Annotated in this window: 20 protein-coding genes; 15 read left to right on the plus strand and 5 right to left on the minus strand. The window is 45.1% G+C overall.

What is annotated here, in order from left to right; genetic code table 11:
* The first annotated feature begins 94 nt into the window (after positions 1-94).
* The 5 genes from F7D73_RS13520 to F7D73_RS13540 are packed head-to-tail and all read left to right on the plus strand — an operon-like array spanning position 95 to position 7,755.
* Positions 95-1,342, plus strand: a complete 1,248-nt coding sequence (locus F7D73_RS13520; protein ID WP_153125485.1) for a DUF6361 family protein — start codon at positions 95-97, stop codon at positions 1,340-1,342.
* On the plus strand, positions 1,335-3,155 hold the full coding sequence (locus F7D73_RS13525; protein ID WP_153125487.1) for a phospholipase D-like domain-containing protein: 1,821 nt from the start codon (positions 1,335-1,337) through the stop codon (positions 3,153-3,155). Before F7D73_RS13520 ends, F7D73_RS13525 begins: the two co-directional genes overlap by 8 nt.
* Complete coding sequence (locus F7D73_RS13530) at positions 3,155-6,157, plus strand: DEAD/DEAH box helicase family protein (RefSeq protein WP_153125489.1); 3,003 nt, start codon at positions 3,155-3,157, stop codon at positions 6,155-6,157. The genes F7D73_RS13525 and F7D73_RS13530 overlap by 1 nt, the downstream gene beginning before the upstream one ends.
* Positions 6,158-6,164: 7 nt before the next feature.
* Positions 6,165-6,731: a hypothetical protein gene (locus F7D73_RS13535; protein WP_153125491.1), complete on the plus strand. Its 567-nt coding sequence runs from the start codon at positions 6,165-6,167 to the stop codon at positions 6,729-6,731.
* A complete protein-coding gene (locus F7D73_RS13540; protein ID WP_194256925.1) occupies positions 6,721-7,755 on the plus strand; it encodes a radical SAM/SPASM domain-containing protein in 1,035 nt (344 codons plus the stop codon). Before F7D73_RS13535 ends, F7D73_RS13540 begins: the two co-directional genes overlap by 11 nt.
* Before the next feature lie 287 nt (positions 7,756-8,042).
* Here F7D73_RS13540 and pepI read toward each other — a convergent pair whose 3' ends face one another.
* Positions 8,043-8,924 (minus strand): proline iminopeptidase, encoded by an 882-nt coding sequence (pepI, locus tag F7D73_RS13545; protein ID WP_153125495.1) that lies wholly within the window; start codon positions 8,922-8,924, stop codon positions 8,043-8,045.
* A gap of 290 nt (positions 8,925-9,214) precedes the next feature.
* Between pepI and F7D73_RS13550 the strand changes: the two genes are divergently transcribed.
* Entirely contained in the window at positions 9,215-9,817 is a 603-nt protein-coding gene (locus F7D73_RS13550; protein ID WP_022120073.1) for a riboflavin synthase, read from the plus strand.
* Between the two features lie 137 nt (positions 9,818-9,954).
* Here F7D73_RS13550 and F7D73_RS13555 read toward each other — a convergent pair whose 3' ends face one another.
* Positions 9,955-11,121 (minus strand): adenylyltransferase/cytidyltransferase family protein, encoded by a 1,167-nt coding sequence (locus F7D73_RS13555; RefSeq protein ID WP_153125497.1) that lies wholly within the window; start codon positions 11,119-11,121, stop codon positions 9,955-9,957.
* A gap of 360 nt (positions 11,122-11,481) precedes the next feature.
* On the opposite strand from F7D73_RS13555, the gene F7D73_RS13560 reads away from it, so the two are divergent.
* The 9 genes from F7D73_RS13560 to F7D73_RS13600 all read left to right on the plus strand — a co-directional run bounded on the left by F7D73_RS13560 (position 11,482) and on the right by F7D73_RS13600 (position 21,948).
* Positions 11,482-12,351 carry an electron transfer flavoprotein subunit beta/FixA family protein gene (locus F7D73_RS13560; protein ID WP_006847063.1) on the plus strand — a complete coding sequence of 290 codons (870 nt, stop codon included), beginning with the start codon at positions 11,482-11,484 and terminating at the stop codon, positions 12,349-12,351.
* Between the two features lie 13 nt (positions 12,352-12,364).
* Positions 12,365-13,387, plus strand: coding sequence for an electron transfer flavoprotein subunit alpha/FixB family protein (locus F7D73_RS13565; RefSeq protein WP_153125499.1), 1,023 nt, complete (start codon positions 12,365-12,367; stop codon positions 13,385-13,387).
* A 35-nt stretch (positions 13,388-13,422) separates the two neighbouring features.
* Entirely contained in the window at positions 13,423-15,126 is a 1,704-nt protein-coding gene (locus tag F7D73_RS13570) for an acyl-CoA dehydrogenase family protein (RefSeq protein WP_153125501.1), read from the plus strand.
* Positions 15,127-15,337: 211 nt separating this feature from the next.
* Positions 15,338-16,003, plus strand: a complete 666-nt coding sequence (locus tag F7D73_RS13575; protein WP_153125503.1) for a DUF4476 domain-containing protein — start codon at positions 15,338-15,340, stop codon at positions 16,001-16,003.
* A 243-nt stretch (positions 16,004-16,246) separates the two neighbouring features.
* Complete coding sequence (locus tag F7D73_RS13580) at positions 16,247-17,581, plus strand: TolC family protein (RefSeq protein WP_153125505.1); 1,335 nt, start codon at positions 16,247-16,249, stop codon at positions 17,579-17,581.
* A 189-nt stretch (positions 17,582-17,770) separates the two neighbouring features.
* A complete protein-coding gene (locus tag F7D73_RS13585; protein WP_153125507.1) occupies positions 17,771-18,952 on the plus strand; it encodes an efflux RND transporter periplasmic adaptor subunit in 1,182 nt (393 codons plus the stop codon).
* Positions 18,953-18,976: 24 nt separating this feature from the next.
* Positions 18,977-19,750 carry an ABC transporter ATP-binding protein gene (locus tag F7D73_RS13590; protein WP_153125509.1) on the plus strand — a complete coding sequence of 258 codons (774 nt, stop codon included), beginning with the start codon at positions 18,977-18,979 and terminating at the stop codon, positions 19,748-19,750.
* Between the two features lie 92 nt (positions 19,751-19,842).
* On the plus strand, positions 19,843-21,081 hold the full coding sequence (locus F7D73_RS13595; RefSeq protein WP_153125511.1) for an ABC transporter permease: 1,239 nt from the start codon (positions 19,843-19,845) through the stop codon (positions 21,079-21,081).
* Positions 21,082-21,183: 102 nt separating this feature from the next.
* Positions 21,184-21,948, plus strand: a complete 765-nt coding sequence (locus F7D73_RS13600) for a class I SAM-dependent methyltransferase (RefSeq protein WP_153125514.1) — start codon at positions 21,184-21,186, stop codon at positions 21,946-21,948.
* A 118-nt stretch (positions 21,949-22,066) separates the two neighbouring features.
* Here F7D73_RS13600 and F7D73_RS13605 read toward each other — a convergent pair whose 3' ends face one another.
* The 3 genes from F7D73_RS13605 to F7D73_RS13615 form a co-directional block, all read right to left on the minus strand.
* Positions 22,067-22,720: an MgtC/SapB family protein gene (locus F7D73_RS13605; RefSeq protein WP_153125516.1), complete on the minus strand. Its 654-nt coding sequence runs from the start codon at positions 22,718-22,720 to the stop codon at positions 22,067-22,069.
* A gap of 645 nt (positions 22,721-23,365) precedes the next feature.
* Entirely contained in the window at positions 23,366-24,523 is a 1,158-nt protein-coding gene (locus F7D73_RS13610) for a YncE family protein (protein ID WP_153125518.1), read from the minus strand.
* Between the two features lie 41 nt (positions 24,524-24,564).
* Complete coding sequence (locus F7D73_RS13615) at positions 24,565-26,661, minus strand: TonB-dependent receptor plug domain-containing protein (RefSeq protein WP_437182326.1); 2,097 nt, start codon at positions 26,659-26,661, stop codon at positions 24,565-24,567.
* Between the last annotated feature and the right edge of the window lie 83 nt (positions 26,662-26,744).

Consider the following 26,744-nt stretch of genomic DNA (forward strand, 5'->3'; position numbering starts at 1 on the left):
TCACTTAAATAGGAACAACAAGACTGACAAAGTTACTTAATGAAGAAAAAAGTAACTATGTCCGTAACCATATCACAACAAAAAAGAAATAAGAATGAAATTAGGATTCATAAACTTCAGCACAGAGGAACAACTTAAAATGCACCAAGTAATGCAAGCCATCCAAGAGCATCAAGCAATTGACGAACTTGGACTGGGGCGCATTCGCGATGCCTTTTCCAACAAGTTGTTTCCTGGAATCTCTACTTTACATAATAGAGCAAAATACTATGCCATACTCCCTTCTCTTTTTTTGGAAGCAGAGAAAGGAACATACAAAAGTGCAAACGAAGTAAGAGCCAAGGTATTGAATCTGGAGATTAAATTGACTCGTCAACTATTGCGAGGTACAGAACCAGCCAACAACTGGGGAATAACAGGAAGTAGTGTAATCGATGCGGCAGAAGCCGAGAATAGCAAATACGTAAAATACGACCCAGTTTACATCTATTATGGCGCACTTGTTTCTTATGGTATGATATTGACAAACAGCAACATCTACAGTCTTATTTATGAAAAAAGCAAGACCATCCACAAACAACCCAAGAAATACATTTCCCAAGATGAAGAAAAAGAAATGGGAGATGCTAATCAGTTATCAGGCAATTACCAACTATTTGATGGCGGTGGATTGTCATATACATTTGATGGCTACACTCCCATCAATATAGACTTGACATCTGACGAAGCTAAGTTTATCAAAGACAAGATAATAGCCTCACCAATAGCCAAAGATTCATTTTTGGCTACTATTCTTCGTGACAACTACCCTATTGGACTTGCCCAGAAGTCATATTTCGACCTTGGAGACCAATGGAAGAAATACATAACCGATGAGCATTTCATGATTTATACGCTATCCGCAAGATTTTCTAAGTTTCAGTATCTTCTTCGGTTAGTCTATAACTATGTGTTTTACACAAGAACAGATAGAACAGAAGAAGCAGAAAAGGAATTTGAACGTTACGAACAGTTGAAAGAAGAATGGAAATCAGACATTAGCGAAGAACACCTCTTCCAAGCATTAGATTTCGTTGGCTATACCCTACAAGACAATGGATCCATCAAATTTTGCAAAGAAGCATGCTCATTAATTAACAACCCTACAGATGAAAACTTCATCCGATTGCAAGAAATCATTGTTAATCGGGAAAAACAAACAAAAGGTTCATCAAGAAGTAAGTTGGCGAATCCTAACAAATATAAGGGAATCGACAGAATAGAAGCCTATTTCTTCGATTATCGTTGGGGAACCGTATATAACATCATCACAGAAATAAAGAAAGGACTGTCAAATGGCTAAAGAACAACTCTGCAATTATACTTATGGCGAGATGCTGGTCTCACCAGGCTATGACGTGGACTTCGCTATTGGTACAACCTATAGCGTTAATCCACAAGCATTGCTTATCATCCCTATGGCATTAGGTTTGCTAAGCAGCAACAACGAAGCTGCCGTTCAATCCCCCATTTGCCTATTAGAAGGAATTAGAAGAAGTGCAAACAAATTTGTGTTGTTCTGCAACAAAGGTGGAACGCACATACCATCAAACTGCCAACCCTATCTATCCCTCATGGATAACTGTATCTATGAAGTACAAAGCCCTCAAAAGTCTCAATTTCTATCCAACTTCCATCCGAAAGTATGGATTATCAAAGAGACCAACAGAGAAGAAAAAAACGACCAGCAAATCAAAGTCATCGTCATGAGCAGAAACCTTACTCTAGACAATAACCTTGATATGGTTGTTAGCCTCACAGGTAAAATCGGGAAACAAACCATCAACAACAAGAAGCATAAGCCTCTCATTGACTTTCTGACTTCATTAATTCCCTTGATGGGAAATGGCACTAACAACAACCAGCACATCATCAAAGACAAGAAGAAAAAGATGAAAATGGTCATTGAATCCATAAGAAAAGTCAAACATTTTGAGATAGATACAGATTTATTCGAGAAGGATGGGTATGAATTCATCCCGATACTCTTTGGGCAAAACCTGAACAAGAACATCAGTTATCCAGAAGCATGGCAAGGAACAGACCAAATGACCATCTCTCCATTTATTGACATAAAAACTCTACGAGAGTTAGACAAGAATGCAAAAAACAGGCACATTCTCGTTACCACATCAGGATATGTATCTAAAGACATATACGACCTGTTCAATAAAGAAAATCATGAAATCTACGTAATGAAAGATGGAATGACGCATAACGATATTATGCCAACTGACCTTCATGCAAAGACATTTCTAGTATGTAACCCTAAAGGGGAATACGGAAATTTTCTGTTCGTCGGATCTGCTAATGCCACATATGCAGCCTTCCATAAAAATTCAGAATTCATCATCCGACTGCAATACAAGTATGGCAAGCATTTAGTATTTGACTCTTTCAAAGAGGAATTTCTACAAATGGATGCAAGAGAAGAAAGTAAAATCTTCGAGACCGTCAACTTCCCTCCAGAATCAGAAGAAACGCATGAGACATCAGAGCTAGAAGCCTTTGTACGAAATTATATCACGAATAACTTCTTGGCAAAGTGCTATTCCTGTAAAGATGGCAACTATAATGTCATTATCAAGGCAGGACATCACGACAACAGGTACAGAATACAGATTGCACCCATGCAAACAGCAGGTTACAAAGTAGAACTAGAAAACGAGGCAATACTTTCAAACCTGACATTGGCTCAACTGTCAGACTTCTACATTATATCGGTACAAGATGCTAATGGACAGAATATGGACAAAGTCATCAAGATTCCGACCGAAGGCATACCATACGAAGATAGAGACATTGCTATATATAAAACGTTTGTGGATAGCAAGGAGAAGTTTCTCCGTTACTTGTCATTTATTCTGACCGATGACATAGACGAATATCTGTTTGATGCAGAACAAAGCATGAAGCTGATTGCTCAGCACGGCAATGATAAAGATTCCGTACCTCTCTCACTCAACATTTATGAGCAACTGCTGAAAGCTGCTAGCAACAATCCCAAAAAGTTCATAGAGATAGAGGATGTCATCAGAAAAATCGGCAAAGAAGAATACACCCAAGAATTTCTAGAGATCTACAAAACTTTTAAGGAAGCCATAAAACAGAAATAATGATGGAAAAGGAATTAAAGGATTTTCAAAAGGCAACGGTAAAACACATCGTTGATATATTCAAAAGCAAGAAGCAACGCCGAGTTCTGCTTTCAGACGAAGTGGGACTGGGTAAGACTATCGTGTCCAAAGGTGTCATTCAAGCAGTTGGAGAATTAAGCGATGAATATGGTATATGGGACGACAACACCTATCGAGTAGTGTATATCTGCTCCAACGCCAATATCGTAAAGCAAAACACAGAAAACTTGGGAATAGAGGATGTCATGAACATAGAAGAAAGCAGATTGTCCATGCAGCACTTCATCGTGGCTAAAAAGGTGAAAGAGCTAATCGAGGCTAAGAAGGACAAACCTAGCATATTGATTCCTCTCACACCTGGTACATCTTTCAATCTCCAAACATCAGCGGGCAACATGAACGAACGTGCGCTGATGTTCGCTATACTTAGCCATGTGAAAGACTTCAAAGAACATACGAAGGCATTGAAGAATCGTCTAAACATTTATGAAGCAAATAACGACAATTGGGAAAATACCATCAAAAAATACGAAAACGAAGTCACTGAAATAGAAAAGGTATGCACTGGATACAGAGAAAACATCTGCAAAGAAGTGGTAAAGGATGACAACTATCAAGAGGCTAAGAATTTACTTCTCAAAGCCATAGAGGAAAAAGCTGACTATAACACCAAGAACAGAGCCATCACTCAGTTCAGAATCATCTTCTGCAAAATTAGCATGAAAGAACTTAATCCCGATTTGGTTATCATGGATGAGTTCCAACGCTTCAGTTCACTTCTTGACTTGGAAGGGAATAGCGAAGAGGCTATGCTAACACGTACATTTTTTGGAAAAGAGGATGGTCCTTTCATATTGTTAGTGTCTGCCACACCTTACAAACCATTCACGACTTTGGAGGAATTGAATGAAAACAAGATAGACACTCAATATCAAGACTTCAACAAGTTGACAGATTTTCTCTTTGACAGCAGAGAGGACATTACATTCCAACAGGTTTGGCATGACTATTCAAAAGAATTGTGCCACATCTCATCGGATAACTTAGACATACTCATTGCTAGAAAGAACATAGCAGAGGAAACAATGTATCAAGCCATGAGCAGAACTGAGCGTTACCGCAATTCTGCCCAAGATGACACCCACTTGAAAATCAGTACAGGGGATATTGTGTCTTATTGCCAAATGCAAGAGGTTATTGATGAATGCAACAAAATGAGCGAAGGAAGATTCAGCGTAAAAACTTTGCCTATGGAATACGCCAAATCTTCACCTTATTTGTTGTCCTTCATGGATAAATATAAGCTAAAGGAGAAACTTGTAAAAGCATACGTTGAGAATCCATGGAATAGCAATATGCAGAAACAAAGACTTCTGTTGAAGACAAATGATATATATAAATATAACGACATTCCATTATGCAATGCAAAATTATCCAAACTAAGCAACATTCTATTTGATGAAAAAGGTGAAAAGCATGGAGAGCAACTATTTTGGATTCCAGCGTCTCACCCTTATTACAAGATACCAGCCAACAACATGTTTGCCAAGAACCATGACTTTTCCAAGGTGTTGGTCTTTTCTGCATGGGAAATGGTACCACGTATGATAGCTTGTATGATTTCCTATGCCGTCGAGCAAAAGAGTATCAGCCGTGCATTTCCATCTGCCACATATACAAACACGAAAGAAAATTCCGAAAAGGATGCACTTGATAAACAACAGGGAGAAAAAGCCGGAACAGGAAGATTACGTAGAGAAAGCTTGGAACTGGTAACTTGCAGCTCTGATTTCTTGACAGATGCCTATAATCCAAAAACCAACCTTGGACAAGACATCAAAGAAGTAAGAGCCAACATAAAGGAGAATATAAAGAACACAGGCCGACTCACCTTAGTTGAGCAGCCAACAACAGCAAAGTTTCTTTTGGAAGCCATAAGACTTTTAGATTCGAATGCAGGAGAGAAAATCCTAATATCCGAAGACGGCTTAGACACTTTGGTCAATATGGCTATAGGTTCACCTGGTATTTGCTTTTATCGTCTATTGGGCAACAAAGACTTAGCCCAAGAAGCAGCAACAAAATTCTGCAATAATATCTTCAACCGTAGATACAATGCAGCCGTCATAGACATACTCTACAACAAGAAGAGCGTTCAAACCTACTTCAAGCAAGTCATCGATTATTGCGTGATGGGCAATCTGCAAGCCGTATTGGATGAGTTCGCCTATATGATAGATGAAAGAAGTAATGGTGAGCGAAATGTAGAAATGATTCAGAAAAGAATGATAGAATCGTTCATCGATCGAAACTATCAAGAGATTGATACTACCGAGTCATTTGGCAAAGAGAAGAAAAAGAAATGGAGAATCCGCACTCATTACGCTATGCCTTATGGCAACATTAGAATGACAGATCAAGCCACCAACAGGGCAAATGATGTTCGTTTGGCATTCAACTCTCCTTTTCGTCCATTCGTCTTAGCCTCAACAAGCGTAGGACAAGAAGGTCTTGACTTCCATTGGTATTGCCGTAAAATCATGCACTGGAACATCTCATCCAATCCACAAGACATGGAGCAGAGAGAAGGAAGAATAGATCGATACAAGAGTTTGTTTGTAAGACGAAACGTAGCCAAGTTCCACCCTGAGACATATACCTGGAATGAGATGTTTGATTTGGCAAGAACCGAAGCAAAAGATAAGGGCTTCTGCGAGCTAGTTCCCTATTGGTCGATTCCACAAGATATGCTAAAAAGCATAGCTGAAACTGACAGAGAGTATATCGAATCTATTGTACCACTCTATCCTCTGAGCATGGACTATGATAGATACAGACACATGAAGTCTGTATTACGCCTCTACCGTCTAACCATGGGACAGCCCAGACAAGAGGAACTTCTAGAGTTCTTCAAAGACATGTCAGCAGAAGACATAGATAAATTATTGTTTAACCTCTCTCCTATCAAGAGAAAAAAGTAGCAGGAATATGAAACATTCACTTAACAGAGAAGAGCTTATTGAGCAGCTAAAGGAACTAGCTGCTCAAAAGCTGCCAACGTATCTGGCAAATCACATGGGAGCCATGTGCTATGAACCTTCGATGATAGATAGTTTTTCCACAATATGCCAACATTGCCATCGTCCATTGACCTATCAAGCTTTCCACAGTGATGAAGAAATGTTCAACTCCATCATCAAAGAGATAAAAGATTTGGGATATGATGCGTCTCTTGAAGTAATATGTGGTTCATGCGCCCTAGAAGCGAAGGAAGAAGCAGAGTTTTTCGATTTACCATTTACTTCCGAAGATGATATCTGTGAGGAAAATGCGTACCATCTTTTCTGCTTCAAGACAAAAAGCGACAAGGACTATCATCAAGCTATAACTGATATGGAATCACTTTATGACTATCAAGCCGTATTGGCATTCTTAAAAGGAGAGTCTTATTTTGAAGATAGTTATGACCGCTACCATAGCATCATGGATGAGCAAGATACTATCAAGAGAATGACAGGAATAGGAATAAAAGAAAATGATAGCAATGAAGAATAGCATACCCATTCTTCCGAAGTCTGTTGCTTTGGAATTGACATATAAATGCAATCACCATTGCTTGTTTTGCTCATGCCCTTGGTATGCGCCTAACTCTTCATATCCATTAGGAAAGGAACTAACCACTACTCAATGGAAATGGGTAATAGAAAAACTATATGACTATGGGGTAAAGACTTTCTCTTTGTCTGGCGGAGAAGCATTGCTAAGAGATGATCTTCATGAAATCATCGGACACATCCGAATGATTGGCAACCAAAGGAAGATGAATTATCCAATCATACTCATCTCCAATGGAAAACTCATGAATGAAGAACAACTCAAATTCTTCAAGGAAATGAATGTTCATCTTAGCATGAGCCTTCCTGGCTACCAATCATTTGAAGAGCATACAGGAGTTGCTAATGCAGATTATGTGTTAGAATACTTTTCGAAAGCCAAAGAAATCGGCTTAGAATGCACAGCAAACATTACCGTTACAAAAAAGAACTATTATGAGCTATTTGAGACCATATCGCTTGCCCTCATCAATGGAGCTACAGAAATTCTTCTCAACCGTTTTCTGCCTGGTGGACGTGGTTTGAAATATATGAATGAACTTTGCCTTTCCACAGAGCAAATCAACGGAATGCTTGATACTGCAGAAGAAGTACTAACACTAGCTAATCGCTATGGAAATGTGGGTACAGAAATACCAAAGTGCATCATAGCTTCTGCCAATTCATACAAAAGAATACATGTAGGGTATCTATGCGCTGCGGCAAAAGGATTCTTCGTTATTGATCCAGCAGGACAAATAAGAACCTGCAATCATTCTCCTCACATCGTAGGAAATGTTTTCGAAGAACCTTGGATTAAGGATACTGATTATTGGAACAAATTCGCATTCCGCTCTTATCAGCCTACAGTCTGCAATGGATGTTCATCGGCTAAGAATTGTGATTGTGGATGCAGGGAAGTAACCAACATTCTAGGACTTGGCATCAATGGAATAGAGCCCAACTTAACTCTCAAGAAGCAATAGTTTCTCTATTAACATAGCTTGTTCACATTAATTATCGTTAAATCTACATTTCACAAGCCATTCATTATCAGTAATAGTAACCTCAGGGAAACTGAGTAACCTAATCGTGCCTTCTTGCAAGTTTGGAAATAACTTACTACCTTTGCACCAGAAAAAGAGAAAAGCTCTCTTTAAGTTACTAATATTGATTATTGATTCTATACATTTCATCCAATCGATTGGACGGTTTTATTTTAATTTGTCCAATCGATTGGATGAAATTCCATTTTTCTAAAGTTTGAAGAAGCCTAATCTTTCTCCTCCATCCATTCTTCCAACACCTTGCAATATTCATCGTTTTGCTCGGCAAATGGCATGTGTCGGGCTCCTACGAAGAGATGCCACTTGGAATCTTGGATACCATCATAAAGTGTCTTTGCTACCAATGGAGTACAGAGGTCGTTGGTGCCACTCATCACCAAGCATGGTACTTGTATCTCGCCAAGGCGGTCGGTGTAATCATAATCACGAAGCGTGCCAGTCGGGGTGTATTCATTTGGTCCCCAACCATGGAGATAAGCCTCAGCACCAGCACGCTTCTTCCGGCGAAGACACTCTGGACTATCCTCCGTCACCTCACCGGCACAATGCAGGAGCATGAAGTGTTCATTCGCCTTGGCATACGCCTCGCTCGAAAAGTCATCCTTCGCCTCAGCCTCAGCGATGGCACGCTGGTCTTCCTCCGACATAAACTTAATCATGCGATGTTGCTCACTTGCCCAAAGCTTGCTGCTCGAAAGAGTGCTGCTGAGGATGGCTGACTTCACGCCCTTTGCTTGCTTCTCTATCAGATAGATGATGGCGAGCATGCCACCCCACGACTGTCCCAAGAGATGAAAATGGTCGATGTGGAGATAGTCGATGAGCACACAGAGTTCGTTGAGCCAAGTCTCAGGAGTCCAGAGTTCGGGATGTCCCTCCACAAATGAGTTGCCACAGCCCAACTGGTCGTACATGATGACAGCTCTACCTGATTCCGCTACCCTATCCAATAGCTCGAAATAGTTGTGGGTACTGCCTGGTCCACCATGCAAGAGGATGATAGGGCTCTTGCCCTCCTCTGTTTTACCTACGATACGATAATATGTTTGATAGCCCATGAAGGGCATATATCCTTCCTTGATTTCCATTGTCTTCAAATGTTTTTATTGTTACCTAAACTGTGTTATCTAATTTTGCTGCTCCTATACCTTATTATATAGTCTTCATTATTCTTCATATTCGGTGGAGTTTTGAAAAGACATGTATATCACATTTATCATGTGCATATATTATGATGTGCAAAAATATAAAAAATATGGCAATTAAACAAATATATCTTGCTTATTTTATCAAAAGAACTTAAATAATTTGGCTGTTTCTAGCTAATGCAATATCTTTGCATTCTAAATAATAATGAAACCAAATAAAAATAGAATATATGTTTAGTGGAATCGTAGAAGAAATGGCTACCGTCGTAGCTATCAGACATGATAAGGAGAACATCGACTTTACGTTGAAGTGCTCTTTCGTTGATGAACTCGGCATCGACCAAAGTGTGGCGCACAACGGCGTCTGCCTCACCGTGGTGGAAATCAAGGACGGTACCTATACCGTTACCGCCATGAAGGAAACCCTGGACCGCAGTAATCTGGGTCTGCTCAAGGTAGGCGACAAGGTGAACGTAGAGCGTTCTATGGTGATGAACGGCCGTCTGGATGGTCATATCGTACAGGGACATGTGGACGAGACTGCCAAATGTATCGCAATGAAAGACGCTGATGGCTCTACTTATTTTACTTTCGAATATGAGCTCAACAAGGAAATGGCAAGAAAAGGCTATTTCACGGTCGACAAGGGCAGCGTTACCGTTAACGGCGTTTCGCTCACCGTTTGTGATCCTACAGACAACACATTTACCGTTGCTATCATTCCTTATACCAGAGAGAATACCAACTTCTGCGACATCGAAGTGGGAACGGTAGTGAATATCGAATTCGACATTCTGGGCAAATATATCGCAAGACTGAAAAGCTTCGAATAAGAGGGTGTAGCAGATTTTAGGCACGGATTACACGGAGATTTTAGACGATAATGCAAAAAGCGCATTTATAATTTAAAGGAAAATCCGTGTAATCCGTGCCTAATCTATACACAGGGCAGATGGTTCAACCGCCCTCGCTACTTTCTTCTAATCGTCAAATCAATAGTCTCCGGATGCTTTTCGGCAAATGCCTTCACATCATCAACAACCAGTACGAGATAACCACCGCCACCAGCTCCCGGCATCTTCCATGCATGAACCTCAGGAAGGACAGAATACTCATCTATGAAGCCCTGAACGCAACCCTGAATCATGGCTGGGAACATGGCTACCTGAGCATCAAACGACGCCTTGAAAGCAGAGGCAAAGGCTGGGAAATCCTTTTGGAGAATGGCATTCCAGCAGTCATCGGCTGCCTTGGCAAGATTCTTCACCTTTGGCTCGGTAATGTCCTTGCCTTCTACCACGGAACAGCCCGGACGGCGTGGCTCCATCGGAATCATGCAGACATGACTCTCCACCCAGGTGAGAACGTCCTCGTCAAGACAGGTCTCGAACTTATCCGGCCAGAAACGGTTGTCGTAATAGTGACGCACCAGTCCAGGCATACAGATTCCTATGGAATCCTGTGCCCCGCTCACAATGCCATCGCTGCGCTCAGGATCGTTCTCGAAACAGAACACCAGCTTAGCAAGAATCTCCGGATTCATATCAGGCAACTTCACCGGCCAGATCTTCTTGATCATGTTGCGGGTAGAAGTGGAAAGACCACAACGCTCACGCACCTCGAAGGTAGGAATCAGCGACATGGTTATCGCCCAGCCCGGAGCATGGCAGCTGACGTAAGGCTGGTCTATCCAGGTACCTGCCAAATCAAGACGGGTAGGAAGCTGGCAGGTGGAATCCTTGATGTCGGTGCTGGAACGTGCCTTCAGGCCCTCGGCAGGCGTGCGCTGCAACACAATATACTCAATGCCTCGCTCCTCGCAGAACCTGCGCTTTGTTTCGCTGCTGCCGTCTGCATTCACCACGAAGATGTCAGGCTTCACAAAATCCACCGTCGGAATAAAGTCCATAATGCCATCACCCTGGTTGATAAAGGCATCCTTTACATATTTAATAGACTTCACCATGAAAAGGCGCTCCTGCTCGGGATAGAACGTCTTATGGTGCTTGTAGCCGAGAATCGTCTGGTCGGAACCTATACCTACGTATAAGTCGCCATACTGAGACGCCTGGCGGAAAAACTCAACGTGACCGCTATGCAGCAAGTCATAGCAACCACTTACAAAAACTTTCTTCATTATTATTTAAGCTACTTTTCTTAGATTTATTCTTTTTGTTTCCAAGACTTCTGTCCCTCAGTTTTCAAGACATGAATCTTTTGCCTACAAAACTACAATTTTTCTTTCATTCGTCCAAGAAAAACCTGCACAAATATTCTATTTTGCGCACAAACCATCCTATTTTGTGCATTTTTCTAACGAAATATTTGGGTAACACGCAAAAAAGTGTTACTTTTGCGGCTGTGTTTTGACCCAATATGGACATTTGAAAGTCCTGTATCGGACAGATTACCGTCTGACTATGAACTCGAAAACAGACATCTTGAGAATCAAGCACTAACAAACTTAGGAAAAATTTAACAATAACCATTAATTGATATGAGTTTAAAAATCGTAGTACTTGCCAAGCAAGTACCTGACACAAGAAATGTGGGTAAGGATGCGATGACAGCTGAAGGCACCGTAAACCGTGCTGCCCTTCCTGCTATCTTCAATCCTGAAGATTTGAACGCACTGGAGCAGGCTCTCCGCTTGAAGGAGCAGAATCCAGGTTCTACAGTTGGAATTTTGACCATGGGTCCTCCACGTGCCGGAGAAATCATCCGCCAGGGTCTTTATCGTGGTGCTGATACGGGCTGGTTGCTCACCGACCGTCTCTTTGCCGGTGCTGATACACTGGCTACTTCCTATGCCCTTGCTACAGGAATCCAGAAGATCGGTGACGTGGATATCGTGATCGGCGGTCGCCAGGCTATCGATGGTGATACTGCGCAGGTAGGTCCTCAGGTGGCTCAGAAGCTGGGATTGAACCAGGTAACCTACGCAGAGGAAATCCTCAAGGTAGAGGATGGCAAGGCTACAATCCGCCGCCTCATCGATGGTGGTGTTGAGACCGTAGAGGCTCCATTGCCACTGGTTATCACCGTAAACGGAAGTGCTGCTCCATGTCGCCCATGCAACGTGAAGCTCGTAATGAAATATAAATACGCTACCTGCCCTATGGAGCGCAAGGGTGATGAGCCTTGGGCCAACCTCTATGAGGAGCGCCCTTACCTCACTCTGAACCAGTGGAGCGTTGCCGATGTTGACGGCGACCCTGCACAGTGCGGTTTGAGCGGTTCACCTACCAAGGTGAAGGCCGTGAAGAACATCGTGTTCCAGGCAAAGGAGAGCAAGACCTTGACCAGCAGCGATGAGGACATCGACGGACTGATGAAGGAATTGTTGAACGAAAGTATTATCGGATAATTTTGAAAAGACAATGAACAACGTATTTGTATATTGCGAGGTAGAAGGCACAACCGTTGCCGAAGTATCTCAGGAATTGCTCACCAAGGGTCGTAAGCTCGCTAACCAGCAGGGCGTGGAGCTCCATGCCATCGTAGCAGGTACCGGCATCAAGGGTCAGGTAGAGGATCAGATTCTCCCTTATGGTGTAGATAAATTATTTGTTTTCAATGCTGAGGGATTGTTCCCATACACTTCAGCTCCTCATACCGACATCCTCGTCAACCTCTTCAAGGAAGAGAAGCCTCAGATTGCGCTGATGGGTGCTACCGTTATCGGTCGCGACCTCGGTCCTCGTGTTTCTTCTTCATTGACCAGCGGTCTTACCGCCGACTGTACAGAGCTTGAAATCGGTGATTACGACGACAAGAAGAACGGTAAGCACTATGATGGTCTGCTCTATCAGATTCGTCCTGCCTTCGGTGGTAACATCGTGGCTACCATCGTAAACCCTGACCACCGTCCACAGATGGCTACCGTACGTTCCGGCGTGATGCAGAAGAGCATCTACGAGGGTGAGTGCAAGAAGGAAGTCGTTTATCCAGAGGTAAGCAAGTATGTTCCTGCTGAGGACTTTGTAGTAAAGGTACTCGACCACCACGTAGAGGCTGCCAAGCACAACCTGAAGGGTTCTGCCATCGTTGTAGCCGGCGGTTATGGCGTAGGAAGCAAGGAAGGCTTCGACCAGCTCTTCGAGTTGGCTCATCTCCTCCATGGTGAGGTAGGTGCTTCCCGTGCTGCAGTAGATGCAGGCTGGGTAGATCACGACCGTCAGATTGGTCAGACTGGTGTTACCGTTCATCCTAAGGTTTATATCGCCTGCGGAATCTCTGGTCAGATTCAGCACATCGCCGGTATGCAGGATTCAGGTATCATCATCTCTGTGAACAACGATCCTGATGCTCCAATCAACAAGATTGCCGACTACGTTATCAACGGTAATGTAGAGGATGTGGTTCCTAAGCTCATCAAGTACTACAAGCAGAATTCTAAGTAATCTGCATTACACATTATTTAAATAAGAAAAGCAAAATGGCTAATTATTATACAGACCATCCTGAAATAGAGTTCCACTTGAATCATCCGCTCATGAAGCGTGTTGTGGACTTGAAGGAAAGAAATTACGCAGAAAAAGACCAGTTTGAAGATGCTCCTGTCAACTACGAGGATGCCATCGAGAACTACAAGCGATTGCTGGATATTACCGGCGATGTAGCTGCTAACATCATCGAACCAAACTCTGAGGATGTTGACCTCGAAGGTCCACACCTGGAGAACGGCCGCATGATTTATGCCAGCAAGACATTCGAGAACCTCGATGCTACCCGCAAGGCTGGCCTCTGGGGCTTGTCAATGCCTCGTCGTTACGGCGGTTTGAACCTGCCTAACGCCATCTTCTCTATGGCTTCAGAGATTATCGCTGCTGCCGATGCCGGTTTCCAGAACATCTGGTCACTCCAGAGCTGTATCGATACTCTTTATGAGTTCGGTTCTGAGGAGCAGCGCCAGAAATACATCCCTCGCATCTGCGCTGGCGAGACCATGAGTATGGACTTGACAGAGCCTGATGCAGGTTCTGACTTGCAGCGCGTGATGCTGAAGGCCACACAGGATGAGGACGGTACATGGCGTCTGAATGGTGTAAAGCGTTTCATCACCAATGGTGACTCAGACATCCACCTGGTTCTGGCTCGTTCAGAAGAAGGCACCAAGGACGGTCGTGGTCTTTCCATGTTCATCTACGACAAGCGTGATGGTGGCGTAACTGTTCGTCACATCGAGCACAAGTTGGGTATCCACGGTTCTCCTACCTGCGAGTTGGTTTACAAGAATGCCAAGGCAGAGCTTTGCGGTAACACCCGTCTCGGTTTGATTAAGTACGTGATGGCTCTGATGAACGGTGCCCGCCTGGGTATTGCAGCTCAGAGTGTAGGTGTTGAGCAGGAGGCTTACAATGAGGGCTTGGCTTATGCCAAGGAGCGTGCTCAGTTTGGTGAGAAGATCATCAACTTCCCAGCCGTTTACGACATGCTTTCAAGAATGAAGGCTAAGTTGGATGCAGGCCGTTCACTCCTCTACTGCTGCGCTCGCTACGTAGATATCTACAAGGCTTTGGAAGACATCGCCCGCGACACTAAGCTCACTCCAGAGGAGCGTCAGGAGATGAAGAAATATACCCGCTTGGCTGATGCATTTACTCCATTGGCTAAGGGTATGAACTCAGAGTATGCTAACCAGAATGCATACGATGCCATCAGCATCCACGGTGGTTCTGGTTTCATCATGGAGTACAAGTGCCAGCGCCTGTTCCGTGATGCCCGCATATTCTCTATCTACGAGGGAACCACCCAGCTTCAGGTTGTTGCAGCCATCCGCTACATCACCAACGGTACTTATCTCAGCATCATCAAGGAGATGTTGGAGAATGAGGTATCAGATGACTTGAAGCCATTGAAGGAGCGTGTAGCTAAGCTCGTAGATCTTTACGAGGCAGCCATCAACAAGGTGAAGGAGGCAAACGATCAGGCAGTTCACGACTTCCTGGCTCGCCGTCTCTACAATATGACTGGCGACATCGTAATGTCTCTTCTCATCCTCGATGATGCTAGCAAGGCACCAGAGATGTTTGCCAAGAGTGCCAACGTATATGTTCGCATGGCAGAGGAGGAAGTTCTCGGTCATTCAGCATACATCCAGAACTTCAAGGCAGAAGACTTGGAGAGCTTCAAGGCGTAAGATTATCATTACAAATATTATATAAAAAGTCCGTGGGCAGGAAAAATTTTTCTTGTCCACGGATTTTTCTTGTCCACGGATTTTTCTTGTCTATACAAAGATAGGGATTTTCCCTTCTACTTTAGGGAATCCTCCTCTTTTTATTTCAAAAGAAAGCTGTACTTTTGCAACCATAAAACAATATAATAACTTATAAAAAACAGTTTAGCTTATGAAAAGAAATGAAGTGATGGCGCTTATCGCCACAACCATATTGATGTTTGCCGTATGCCTCTCGGCTTCGGCTAAAGGAAAAAGAAAAGTGGAGCGGGGAATGACCAAGCAGGAAGTAATAGCCATTCTTGGAGAACCTAAGCTCACCAGTTTCGACATGTATGGGGACAAATGGGAATATGACAAATATAATTATCTGTTTGGAGATTCCAAATACATCACGGTTTTCTTCGACAGAAACGGGAAGGTGGTGCAATACAACACGAGGATCATAGAACCGAACAGCCAGCAGTCGAATGCTCAGCAGCCTCAACATCCTGTTCCTCCTTCATTCGACGGAGTTTATAATCCCAATCTAGGAATGAACTATGGCTATTGTCTCGACGATGCTACTTTCTCCAGACTGTATAATAAAGTGAAGAATGCAAGCTTTGATGACAACAAGTACGATCTGATAGAAGTAGCAAGCCTCGGCTGCTACTATTCTTGCGCTCAGGTTGTGCGCATGATGAAGATATTCACATTTGATGACGGCAAGATAAAAACACTCAGGATGATGGCTCCGCATATTGTTGACTTGCAGAATGCCAGTCTCATCTATCAGCAATTCAGCTTTGAAAGTGAAAAGCAGAAGGTGGGAGATATATTGAGAAGCAGCAGATAATCAGATAGATAAATAATACTCAATGAGAAGTCCATGGGCAGGAAGGTTTCCTGTTCATGGACTTCTCTTTTTTATTCCTTTTTATTTTCCTTTTATTCCTTTTTCCTCATTCCCATTTTTTTCACAAAAATCACAAGGATTGTTAAAATTGAAACTTTAAGATAAACTTTTCCGTCTAAATGCAATCAGATTAATATCTTTCTGAAATAAATAAAACAGGTAAAAAGAAAATAGAAGAAGATTATGAACGGAAAAGTAAAAAACGCAATGGCTGCTCTGCTTCTTGTGGCGGCACCATTAGCAACGCAGGCAAAACAATGGTCGCTGAAAGACTGTATCGACTATGCGCTTGCCAACAACATTTCTCTTCAGAAGACGCAACTTACCAAGGCCAGCGCCCAAGAAGATTATCTACAGTCGAAAGCTGCTCTGCTTCCTTCGCTCAGTGCCAGCACCAACCAAAGCGTGAACTATACGCCGTGGGTAGCTAGCGGAATCAGCGGAGACGGTTTCTCGAGAGCAAGTATAGACAAGGTTTATTACAATGGAAATTATTCCGTATCGGGAAACTACACCATCTGGAACGGAAACAAGAATCACAATCAGATTAAGCTGAACAAACTTGCTGCCGAGGCTGCCGATCTTGATTCTGCCACTCAGGCTATCAAGCTGCAGGAACAGATTGCACAGCTCTATGTTCAGATTCTCTATTCTACTGAGGCTATCCAGGTGAACAAGGAGAGCTATCAGTCGAGCTTGCAGAACGAAGAGCGAGGCAAGGAGATGGTGAAGATTGGAAAGATGAGCAAGGCTGATTTGGCGCAGCTCACCGCTCAGAGAGCCCAGGATGAATTCAACATCGTACAGGCTGAAAGCAATGTGAAGAACTATAAGCGACAGCTGAAAGAACTGCTTCAGATTACAAGCGATGAGGCGTTCGACATCGAGATTCCTAACACTACCGATGAGATGGCACTCGCTGCGGTTCCTGCCCTGAATGTTATTTATGAAGCCGCACTCGACAATCGTCCTGAGTTCAAAACCTTCCAGAATCAGTTGGCACAGAACGATTTGAGCATCAAGATTGCAAAGGCAGGCAAACTGCCTACCATCAGTGCCAACGGTGGTGTTACGACCAGCAATACTTCCATGAACAGTACAAGCTTGGGCAAGCAGCTGAAGACCAACTTCAATGTTGGAGGCGGCATTGGTGTCAGCATTCCTCTCTTTGAGAACCGCTCTACCAAGACACAGGTGAACAAGGCGTTGATTCAGCGTCAGAGCATCCAGCTCGACCTGAAGAACCAGCAGACTCAGCTCTATTCTACCATTGAGAATTACTGGTTGCAGGCAACAACCAACCAGAGTCAGTTCAAGGCGGCTAAGGTTAGCAGCGAGAGTGCTCAGACCAGTTACAATCTGCTGAGCGAGCAGTTTAAGCTGGGATTGAAGAATATCGTTGAGCTAAGAACAGGAAAGGATAACCTGCTCAAAGCGAAGCAGAACGAGCTCCAGGCCAAATACCTCGCCATCCTCAACATCAATATGTTGAAGTTCTATAAGGAGGGGCATATTTAAAGAGGGGCATAGGGAAGTTAAGAGAAGTTAGAGGGAAGTTAAGGGACAAATGCCCTACGTTTACGAAAAAAGACTATTGTCCCTTAACTTCCCGAACGACCGTAGGGAGTGATAACTTTCCTTAACTCCTTACTTTCCCCCTCCCAAACAAAAGTTTTATTATTTCGAATTAAATTAATCTGAATATAAATGAAAAAGTTGAGAATTAGCAAAATCTGGATTGCTGTCGTGGTGATAGTAATCGTTGCCGTGGCGGCATGGGCGATGTCGGGCGGAAAAAAGGAAGAAGATATTAACTTCAAGGAGGAAAAAGTGGCACTGAAAACCTTGCAGAACAGCGTGACTGCTACAGGTACTATCGAGGCTGTAACCTCAGTAACCGTAGGTACTCAGGTGAGTGGTATTGTCAACAAACTTTATGTTGACTACAACTCCCAGGTAAAGAAGGGACAGGTCATCGCAGAACTCGACAAGACCAATCTCTTGAGCGAACTGAATACTGCGAAGGCAAACCTCGCCAGCGCACAGAGCAGTCTGAACTATCAGGCTACCAATATGGAGCGCTACAAAACCCTTTACAAGAAGGGACTTGTCAGCGCCGATGAATACGAGAATGCGCTCTTAACCTATCGCCAGGCTAAGGAGCAGGTTGCGTCTTCTAAGGAAAACGTGCAGAGAGCACAGACCAACCTCGGCTACGCTACCATCACCTCTCCTATCGACGGAACCGTGATTTCGAAGAGCGTAGAGGAAGGTCAGACCGTGGCTGCAAGTTTCAACACCCCAGAGCTCTTCACCATTGCCAAGGATCTGACCAACATGCAGGTAGTAGCCAATGTGGACGAGGCTGATATCGGCGGCGTAAAGGAAGGCAACCGTGTAACTTTCACCGTAGATGCTTATCCTGATGACACCTTTGAAGGAACCGTAAAGCAGGTGCGCCTGGAAGCTACAACTACCAATAATGTAGTAACTTACGAGGTTGTAATCTCTGCTCCAAATGCTGATTTGAAATTGAAACCGGGTCTTACAGCCAACGTTACCATCTACACCCAGGAGCGCAGCGGCGTGCTCGCCGTAGCCAACAAGGCTCTCCGCTTTACCCCTACCAAGGAAACCGTGGGCAAGGATATGAAGATTGTTGACTGCAAAGGCAAGAATAAGGTCTGGACCTTGAACGGCAAAACTCTCACCGCTCATCCTGTAACCATCGGTCAGACTGATGGAATCAACACAGAAATCACCAAGGGATTGAAGCAAGGCGATAAGATTGTTACGGAAATCGTGGTGAATGTTCCGGAAGAGGAAGACGCTCCACAGCAGAGCCAGGGACTGATTAGCGGTCCGGGTCCTAGAGGAAAGAAGAAGTAAGGGGAGAAGTTAAAAAGAATAATTATGTCTGAAACATCAAATAACAACGAGAACAAGAAAGTGGTGATAGAGCTCGACAACGTGCGTCGCGACTTTCTTGTGGGTGATGAAACCGTCCACGCCCTGAAAGGCGTAAGCTTCAAGATCTACGAGGGCGAGTTCGTTACCATTATGGGTAAGTCGGGTTCCGGCAAATCCACCCTGCTCAACCAGCTGGGCTGTCTCGACACCCCTTCCAAGGGTGAATATTACCTGGATGGCGTGAGCGTGCGCAAGATGAGCCGCAACGACAGAGCCATCCTGCGCAACCGCAAGATCGGCTTCATCTTCCAGAACTACAATCTCCTGCCAAAGACCACGAGCGTAGAGAATGTAGAGCTGCCGCTGATGTACAATCCTGCCATCAATGCAGAAGAACGGAAGCAGCGTGCCATCGAAGCTCTGAAGGCTGTAGGACTGGGCGAAAGACTCTACCATAAGAGCAATCAGATGTCGGGTGGACAGATGCAGCGTGTAGCCATCGCCCGTGCACTGGTGAACAATCCTGCCGTGATTCTTGCCGACGAGGCAACGGGTAACCTGGACACGAGAACCAGTTTCGAGATTCTTGTCCTTTTCCAGAAGCTCTACGCTGAGGGCAGAACCATCATCTTCGTAACCCACAACCCGGATATCGCCAAGTATTCCAGCCGCAACATCGAATTGCGCGACGGACACATCATCAGCGATACCTATAATGACCACATCCTTTCGGCAGCAGAAGGCCTTGCCGCCCTGCCAGCCAATACGGACGAATAGGAGAAGAGTGAAGAACGAAGAGTGAAGAGTGAAGAATTCAACAGCTTTACTAATCATAAAGTTCAATGTTCAAAATTCAAAGTTCAAAGTAAATGAATTATCAGAATCTTTTAAAGATAGCCCTTCGAGCGATAGCAGCCAACAAGATGCGCTCCTTCCTCACAGCCCTGGGCATTATCATCGGTATTGCAGCCGTGATTACGATGCTTGCCATCGGACAGGGTAGTAAGGCGAGCATCAAGGCGAACATCGCCGAGATGGGTAGTAATATGATTATGATTTCGCCGGGTGCCGACATGAGAGGCGGTGTGCGACAGGATGCTTCCTCGATGGAGACCCTGAAGCAGGCAGACTACCAGAGCATCAAGGAGGATTGTAATTACATCAGTGCCATTTCGCCTACCGTAAACAGTTCGGGACAGTGGATCTACGGCAACAACAATACGCAGAGTTCCATCTATGGCGTGAACCAGGACTACCTGAGCATCCGCCAGCTGAAGGTGGCAGATGGAGAAATGTTTACCGATACCGACATCAAGGCAGCTGCCAAGGTCTGCATCCTGGGGCAGACCGTAGTGGATTATCTTTTCCCTGACGGCAGCGACCCGATCGGCAAGGTGGTACGTTTCAACAGCATCCCGTTCCGTGTGGTAGGTGTGCTCCAGAAAAAGGGTTACAACTCCATGGGAATGGACCAGGATGACCTCGTACTCGCCCCATACACCACCGTGATGAAGCGAATCCTGGCACAGACCTATCTGGGCGGAATCGTATGTTCTGCCATTACCGAGGAAGCTTCGCAACCGGCTCAGGATCAGATTTCAGAAATCCTCCGTCGCAACCATAAGCTGAAGGACGCTACTGCCACCACCGAGGCCGATGAGGATGATTTCAACATCCGTTCGCAGGAGGAAATCTCCAGCATGATGAATTCCACCATGTCTACCATCACCATTCTTCTGGGTAGTGTGGCAGGAATCTCCCTGCTGGTGGGCGGTATTGGAATTATGAACATCATGTACGTTTCCGTTACCGAGCGAACCCGTGAAATCGGTCTTCGAATGAGTGTGGGAGCTAGAGGAATTGACATTCTGAACCAGTTTCTCATCGAGGCGATTCTGCTCTCTGTGACCGGTGGAATCATCGGAGTAATCCTGGGAGTGAGTCTGTCGCTGAGTCTGAATGCCTTCCTGCACATAGCCACTCAGATAGAGCCTTGGAGCATCATCATGAGCTTCGCCGTCTGCACCTTCACCGGCGTGTTCTTCGGCTGGTATCCGGCAAAGAAGGCAGCAAGACTCGACCCTATCGAGGCAATCAGATACGAGTAAAAAACTGATTAGTTTTTTCTGAAATATATCTGTTTTATCAAAACTTTATTGTATTTTTGCAGAAGAATTCAATAAACTTAAGATAAAACAGATAGAAAGAAAATGAATACAGAAATATTATCAGCAGATAAAGACCCGATGGGCGCAGCCATTCTCGACTTCCAGCAGCATGGGAAAGCAGCCCGACTGAGAGTGCTCTCTTCCATGTTTGAGGAAGACGAAATGCCAGTGAAACATCTGTTCAGAAGCACCCGGGAAATGCCGATGCTGGAACAGAAGGCCTTGCAGCTTGCCAAGGGACGGGTGCTGGATATTGGAGCCGGAGCCGGCTGCCATGCGCTCGCCTTGCAGGAGAAGGGACTGGCAGTGAAGGCGATTGATATTTCGCCTTTGAGTTGCGAAGCGATGAAGTTGAGAGGGGTGAAGGATGCGGAATGCATCAATCTCTTCGATCCGCATCTGAGCAGCGGAAATCATTCCGGAGAGAATCAGGAGCAGTTTGAAGGCGGTTTCGATACGATTCTCCTTCTGATGAACGGAACGGGAATTGCCGGAAAAATAGAAAATCTCCCAGCTCTCTTCCTGCGTCTGAAAGCGTTGCTGAATCCGGGCGGTCAGATTCTCATCGATTCCTCTGATCTGAAATACATCTACGAGAATGAGGATGGAAGTTTCGACATCAATCTGAATGGAGCCTATTACGGAGAAGTTGATTATCAGATGATTTACAAGAATGTAAAAGGCGACCGCTTCGATTGGCTCTACGTAGATTTCCCATTACTCAAGTCCATTGCCGAAACCTGCGGGTTGCATGGTGAACTCGTGGAAGAAGGCGAGCATTATGACTATCTGGCTAGGTTTTTCTAATGATTTCAAAGGATTTTTTGAAACTTCATAAAAAGGATTTTCTAAAAAACATCATAAAAAAGTGAAGGAGCTAAGACAAATGTTCTTGGCTCCTTCACTTTTTTCCTCCTAACCTATTTTATTTTATCGTTGAAATCGTGACATCCGAGAAATCTTTCATGTAATCAAGAATCTCCATGGTATGGAAATCGCGCTTTGCCTTGATTTCTATGTTCGCTTCCAGAAATTCCTCCTTCGAGAAGCGGCGCTCTTTCAGCTCATATGAATGAACTTCCAGGCCTTTCTGCTTGATTTGCTTGATAAACTCCTTCACGCTTTCACGCGATGGCGCGGAGAAGGTCAAGTCGACGGTAGTTGTTCCCAACTGCGGAATCCAGTAGTTCAATACTTCCAGTCCCAGCAGCACCATCGCCGTGGTAATAGCTGCAGCCATATACATTCCCGTACCGCACGCCAGACCAATAGCCGCTGTCACCCACAAACCAGCCGCCGTGGTAAGACCTCTCACTACGTTCTTCTGGAAGATAATCGTTCCGGCGCCCAGGAATCCAATGCCCGAAACCACCTGCGCAGCCACACGCGAAGAATCCTTTAAGTCAAATCCAAATCCATACTGGGAAACGACACAGAAAAGCGCACTTCCCAATGCCACGAGGAAGTGAGTACGGAAACCAGCCTCCTTGGCACGATATTCTCGCTCTATTCCTATCGCACCTCCTAAAAGCAGGGCGAGAGACAGGCGAATGGTCAGGTCAATATAAGTTGCATCCATAAAATATCCTTTCTTTTAAAGTTTGCTTGCAAAGATAATATAATTCGAAGACAATACAAAATAAATCTATTGATTTTATGACGAAAACATTTTTTTCCTTGGTAATTCAAGAAAAAAGCGTATTGCAGCCAAGTCTAATTCCTCTACAGACGGAGAGTTATTTACCGATAAAGAACGCTTACGTAAAGTTGGAATAACGCTTACGTAAAGTTTGAATAACACTTACGTAAAGTTCAAGTGAGGCTCATTTGGAGTTCAAAAGAGGCTTACTTGAAGTCCAAAAGAGGCTCACTTAAAGTTGGAAAAAAGCCTTACCAGATGGCAGCCAGGACGTTCCGGAAACTGCATCGCGACGTATCTGGCTGTACGTCGGGACATAACGGTTATTACGTCGGGACGTATCAGATGCTACATCGGGACGTAATTTCTTCTTTACCGTGGCAATAAGGTGGCAATAAAAAAGCGCTTATTGCCACGCATTATCTGCTTATAGTCAAAGAGTTAAGTGCAAGTGTGATAGATGCGGCATTAATTTAGAGAAAAAAATAATATAATTTGTCCGACACACATACAAAAAAGGGAAGCGCCGAAACGACACTTCCCCATGGATTGGATAAGTTATATAATCATCTGTCTCGCGACATCTTATTCTGCGTATGCTGTCTTGTAGGCAGAGTCAAAGAACATAGCGCAAGAACCTACGCCAGTCTCATACTCATGCTGCTTCTGACCTGCGCTGTCATACTCCACCACATAGCCGTTACCATTATAGTCGGGAGTACCTTTATCGCCCATTTTATAAGAGAGCACGAAGATATGACCGTTCAATGGATCGGCGAAAATGCCGCATGGGCTCACAGGCATCTCAGAGAGCGTCATCGCCTGTGGTTGTGTACTTCCTGCTGCAAGCACACTCACACTAGGAGTGCCTCCAAAAGGTGCATTGAGCACAAAGAAATAAGGACGAACCACCTGCGTACGTGTTATAGCACCAGGGGTTACGCATACAGCATAGTTGCCATCTGCCACCTTCTGTGACTTGCCCTTGTCGAAGAGTACCACACGGAGGGCATTCTCGCCAGTGGTCGCATAGTCAGGAGCAGGTCCATACACAGGGTTGTCGATGACATAGACACGCCCCGAAGCATAATAGATGCTGGTAGGATTGTTCACACCCTCGATATTCTTTGTCTCTACATTGTCGTTGTAAAGATTGATGCAAGAGATGTTTCCACCACCAGCACCATAGTTGCTGTTGGCAACGTAGAGATTGCCATTACCGATGACCAAGCCCTCAGGATAGTTGCCCACCTGCCACTTCTTTTGAAGAGCAAAACTTGTGGTGTCCACGGCTGCTACATAGCCTCCGTATGTAGTGAAATATACATTTCCACCACCAGCGATAATATGGCGAGGCTCGGCGCCCTCGGCATTGCCCAGCAACTCTGTGGTCTTGATTTGCTTGATGCTCTGCTTGGTTTTCTTGTCGATTACCTCGATAGTGTTGCTCTGGTCTACGGCGAGATAAATCTTGTTGCCATATACGATGCCGTCATTGGCAGTATTACCGAGCGTACGACCGTTAGCAGTCTTGAATACGTTCTGTGTAGCTGTGCTTGAAGCATAGTCGATGGCTGTGAGAGAGCTCTCGATCTTGCTATACATGTTACCAGAATTCACAACGTAAGCGCCCGTACTATACACCTGGAGATAAGTCTCAGGATCGTCTTCGGCAGGATCGCATGATGTCATCACTGCAGTGCCCATCAAGAGCACCGCCAAACCTAATAAATACTTTTTCATTGTCTTTTTTCTGTTTATATTTGAATCTAATTTGTTACTATCTAGAAGTTATATCCGATGCTTAACATCCAGCTGCGGCGAGGCATCGGATAATGTCCCACGAGTTCATACTGCTCCGACAGCAGATTCTTCACATCCATCCTGACCTTCACACCTCTCAGGGATTTCCCCAAAAGACTCAGTCCGTCCAGCTGACGATAGAGCGTCAACCCCATGTCCCAGTAGCCATCCACTTCGGTGCCGTCATAGTGTTCGTTGTTGGCCCATCGCTTGCTCATTCCCTGTCCATGGAGCGAGACATTCACCCAAGGATTCTCCCACCCCAAGGCAATACTGCCCGAGTGCAGAGGGATATAGGCTACCTGATTGCCATAATATCTGGACGAGCGGTCGGTATGATTCACCACGTGCTGGTAGCTATACGACCCTTGCAGCGAGAGTTGCTGCCCCGGAGCCATCTGCCAGATACCACGCAAAGAGGCATCCACGCCAACTACATCAACCCGTGCCAAGTTCACAGTACGCCAAACGAACATATTGTAAGGAACGCCCACAATCTTGTCGGTCACCCGATTGCAATAGCCGTCCAGCGTTGCTTGAATATTCCATCCCTTATAACGTAGGGATTCGCCGTTTCCCCCATCTCCTGAAGAAGTTTTTTTCCACGTAAGCCCGATATTCAACTGTCGGGTTTTCTCAGGCTTCAGATCAGAACTTCCATAATGGAAGAAATAGTTCTCGTTGAAAGTAGGAACCCGGAAGATGTCCTTGTACGAAGCCCTGAGATAAAGTTCATCGCTGGCAGTACCATTCCCCAGGAGCCGATAAGAAAGCGAAAGCGATGGCGAAAGCCGGCGTGCATCCTTGGCAGTCTGTCCTGCTTTGGTAGGATTGGCGCTGCCTTGCTGAGTCTCTATCTTGCGCCCCACGCTGTTGAGGTAAACCGAAGCCAGCATTCTGGCAAGAGCTACCCATCTTCCCTTCGCATATCGGACGGAGAGCGACTGCAGGATGCCATGTCGGTGAGGTCGCAGGTCGGTGGCGAGGGTGCTGTTGAGCGAGTTCATCATCCAGTCGGCGGAGTAATCCAGCGCCCAGCCATCATCCGGCATCCACATCAGTGCTGCCGAAGTATAATATTCCCTCTGCCAGTAGGTAGCATCATTGCGCCGATTTGCCACGAGCGTGTCCTGATAGGCAGAGCTCGCCCAGTTCATCTTGGCTTGCACCTTCAGCATCCAATGGTCATCAAGACTTCTGGCTTGCCATCTCGCCTGAGCAAAGGCGTTGCGGTCGTGCAACTGCTCGGCAGTTACATCGGTATAATATCTCACGATGCCAGGCAACTGTCGGTCGTTGTCATAATAGTAGAGCTTTGCCCACAATTGGCTCCGGCTCATGCCATCGGCTCGCCTACCCATCATCCAGTGCATATTCAGTTCGCCATGCCCCGAGTTCATACGACTGTTGGTTCTTCGCTCATGGGTAGTATATTTACCATTGTGCAAGATGAAAGGATAGTCGTTTTCGGCATAGGTGTACTCACCCATCACCTGGAGGGTGAACCTATCAGACAATCTCTGCACATAGCGCAGATAAGGCGAGACATATCCGAAGGACCCCACCTGCAACTGAGTAGAGAGGTGAGGCTGCTTGTCGATGGGAATCTCGCTCATGGTCTCGATGGCAAGCAAAGCTGCCACCGAGGCTTGTCGGGCCGAGATGAAGATGTCGTCGTTGTCACCAATGGTGAGTCGCAATGTCTGCACTTGGTCGAGCGAATAACGGGACACATCAATTTCGCCGCCCTGGCATTCGCTGAGCAGCACACCATCGTAACTCACTCCCGTATGTCCCGCTCCGAATCCACGCACAGCTACCGTTTTCATTCCTCCTGCCCCACCATAGTCGCGCAGATTGATGCCTGGCATGCGGTGCAAGGCGTCGGCCATATCCGTAACGCCAAGCCTCAACATATCCCCCTTGTCCAAAAGCTGGAGAGGCGATGTGCTCGTAAGTATCCGGTGCTGCCGAGCATTCACTTTTACTTCCTGCAAGTGCTCGGTACGAATGGAATCTTGCCCCATACCCACTTGTGCATACAACAGTAGCAAGCCACCGAGACAAAATATCCTCAATGCCTTCATTCATTCTATCTTTTATATTATTATCTGTGTCTCCATCACGAACCCATTCCACGGGGTTGGATAGAATCATCGGA

Origin of the sequence: Segatella copri (assembly GCF_009494395.1) — a bacterium.
Lineage (GTDB): Bacteria > Bacteroidota > Bacteroidia > Bacteroidales > Bacteroidaceae > Prevotella.

What these genes read in the sequence shown, in the direction of transcription:
- F7D73_RS13520 (WP_153125485.1), top strand. Translation starts at nt 95, where the DNA reads ATGAAATTAGGATTCATAAACTTCAGCACAGAGGAACAACTTAAAATG.
- F7D73_RS13525 (WP_153125487.1), top strand. Translation starts at nt 1,335, where the DNA reads ATGGCTAAAGAACAACTCTGCAATTATACTTATGGCGAGATGCTGGTC.
- F7D73_RS13530 (WP_153125489.1), top strand. Translation starts at nt 3,155, where the DNA reads ATGATGGAAAAGGAATTAAAGGATTTTCAAAAGGCAACGGTAAAACAC.
- F7D73_RS13535 (WP_153125491.1), top strand. Translation starts at nt 6,165, where the DNA reads ATGAAACATTCACTTAACAGAGAAGAGCTTATTGAGCAGCTAAAGGAA.
- F7D73_RS13540 (WP_194256925.1), top strand. Translation starts at nt 6,721, where the DNA reads ATGAAGAATAGCATACCCATTCTTCCGAAGTCTGTTGCTTTGGAATTG.
- pepI (WP_153125495.1), bottom strand. Translation starts at nt 8,924, where the DNA reads ATGGAAATCAAGGAAGGATATATGCCCTTCATGGGCTATCAAACATAT.
- F7D73_RS13550 (WP_022120073.1), top strand. Translation starts at nt 9,215, where the DNA reads ATGTTTAGTGGAATCGTAGAAGAAATGGCTACCGTCGTAGCTATCAGA.
- F7D73_RS13555 (WP_153125497.1), bottom strand. Translation starts at nt 11,121, where the DNA reads ATGAAGAAAGTTTTTGTAAGTGGTTGCTATGACTTGCTGCATAGCGGT.
- F7D73_RS13560 (WP_006847063.1), top strand. Translation starts at nt 11,482, where the DNA reads ATGAGTTTAAAAATCGTAGTACTTGCCAAGCAAGTACCTGACACAAGA.
- F7D73_RS13565 (WP_153125499.1), top strand. Translation starts at nt 12,365, where the DNA reads ATGAACAACGTATTTGTATATTGCGAGGTAGAAGGCACAACCGTTGCC.
- F7D73_RS13570 (WP_153125501.1), top strand. Translation starts at nt 13,423, where the DNA reads ATGGCTAATTATTATACAGACCATCCTGAAATAGAGTTCCACTTGAAT.
- F7D73_RS13575 (WP_153125503.1), top strand. Translation starts at nt 15,338, where the DNA reads ATGAAAAGAAATGAAGTGATGGCGCTTATCGCCACAACCATATTGATG.
- F7D73_RS13580 (WP_153125505.1), top strand. Translation starts at nt 16,247, where the DNA reads ATGAACGGAAAAGTAAAAAACGCAATGGCTGCTCTGCTTCTTGTGGCG.
- F7D73_RS13585 (WP_153125507.1), top strand. Translation starts at nt 17,771, where the DNA reads ATGAAAAAGTTGAGAATTAGCAAAATCTGGATTGCTGTCGTGGTGATA.
- F7D73_RS13590 (WP_153125509.1), top strand. Translation starts at nt 18,977, where the DNA reads ATGTCTGAAACATCAAATAACAACGAGAACAAGAAAGTGGTGATAGAG.
- F7D73_RS13595 (WP_153125511.1), top strand. Translation starts at nt 19,843, where the DNA reads ATGAATTATCAGAATCTTTTAAAGATAGCCCTTCGAGCGATAGCAGCC.
- F7D73_RS13600 (WP_153125514.1), top strand. Translation starts at nt 21,184, where the DNA reads ATGAATACAGAAATATTATCAGCAGATAAAGACCCGATGGGCGCAGCC.
- F7D73_RS13605 (WP_153125516.1), bottom strand. Translation starts at nt 22,720, where the DNA reads ATGGATGCAACTTATATTGACCTGACCATTCGCCTGTCTCTCGCCCTG.
- F7D73_RS13610 (WP_153125518.1), bottom strand. Translation starts at nt 24,523, where the DNA reads ATGAAAAAGTATTTATTAGGTTTGGCGGTGCTCTTGATGGGCACTGCA.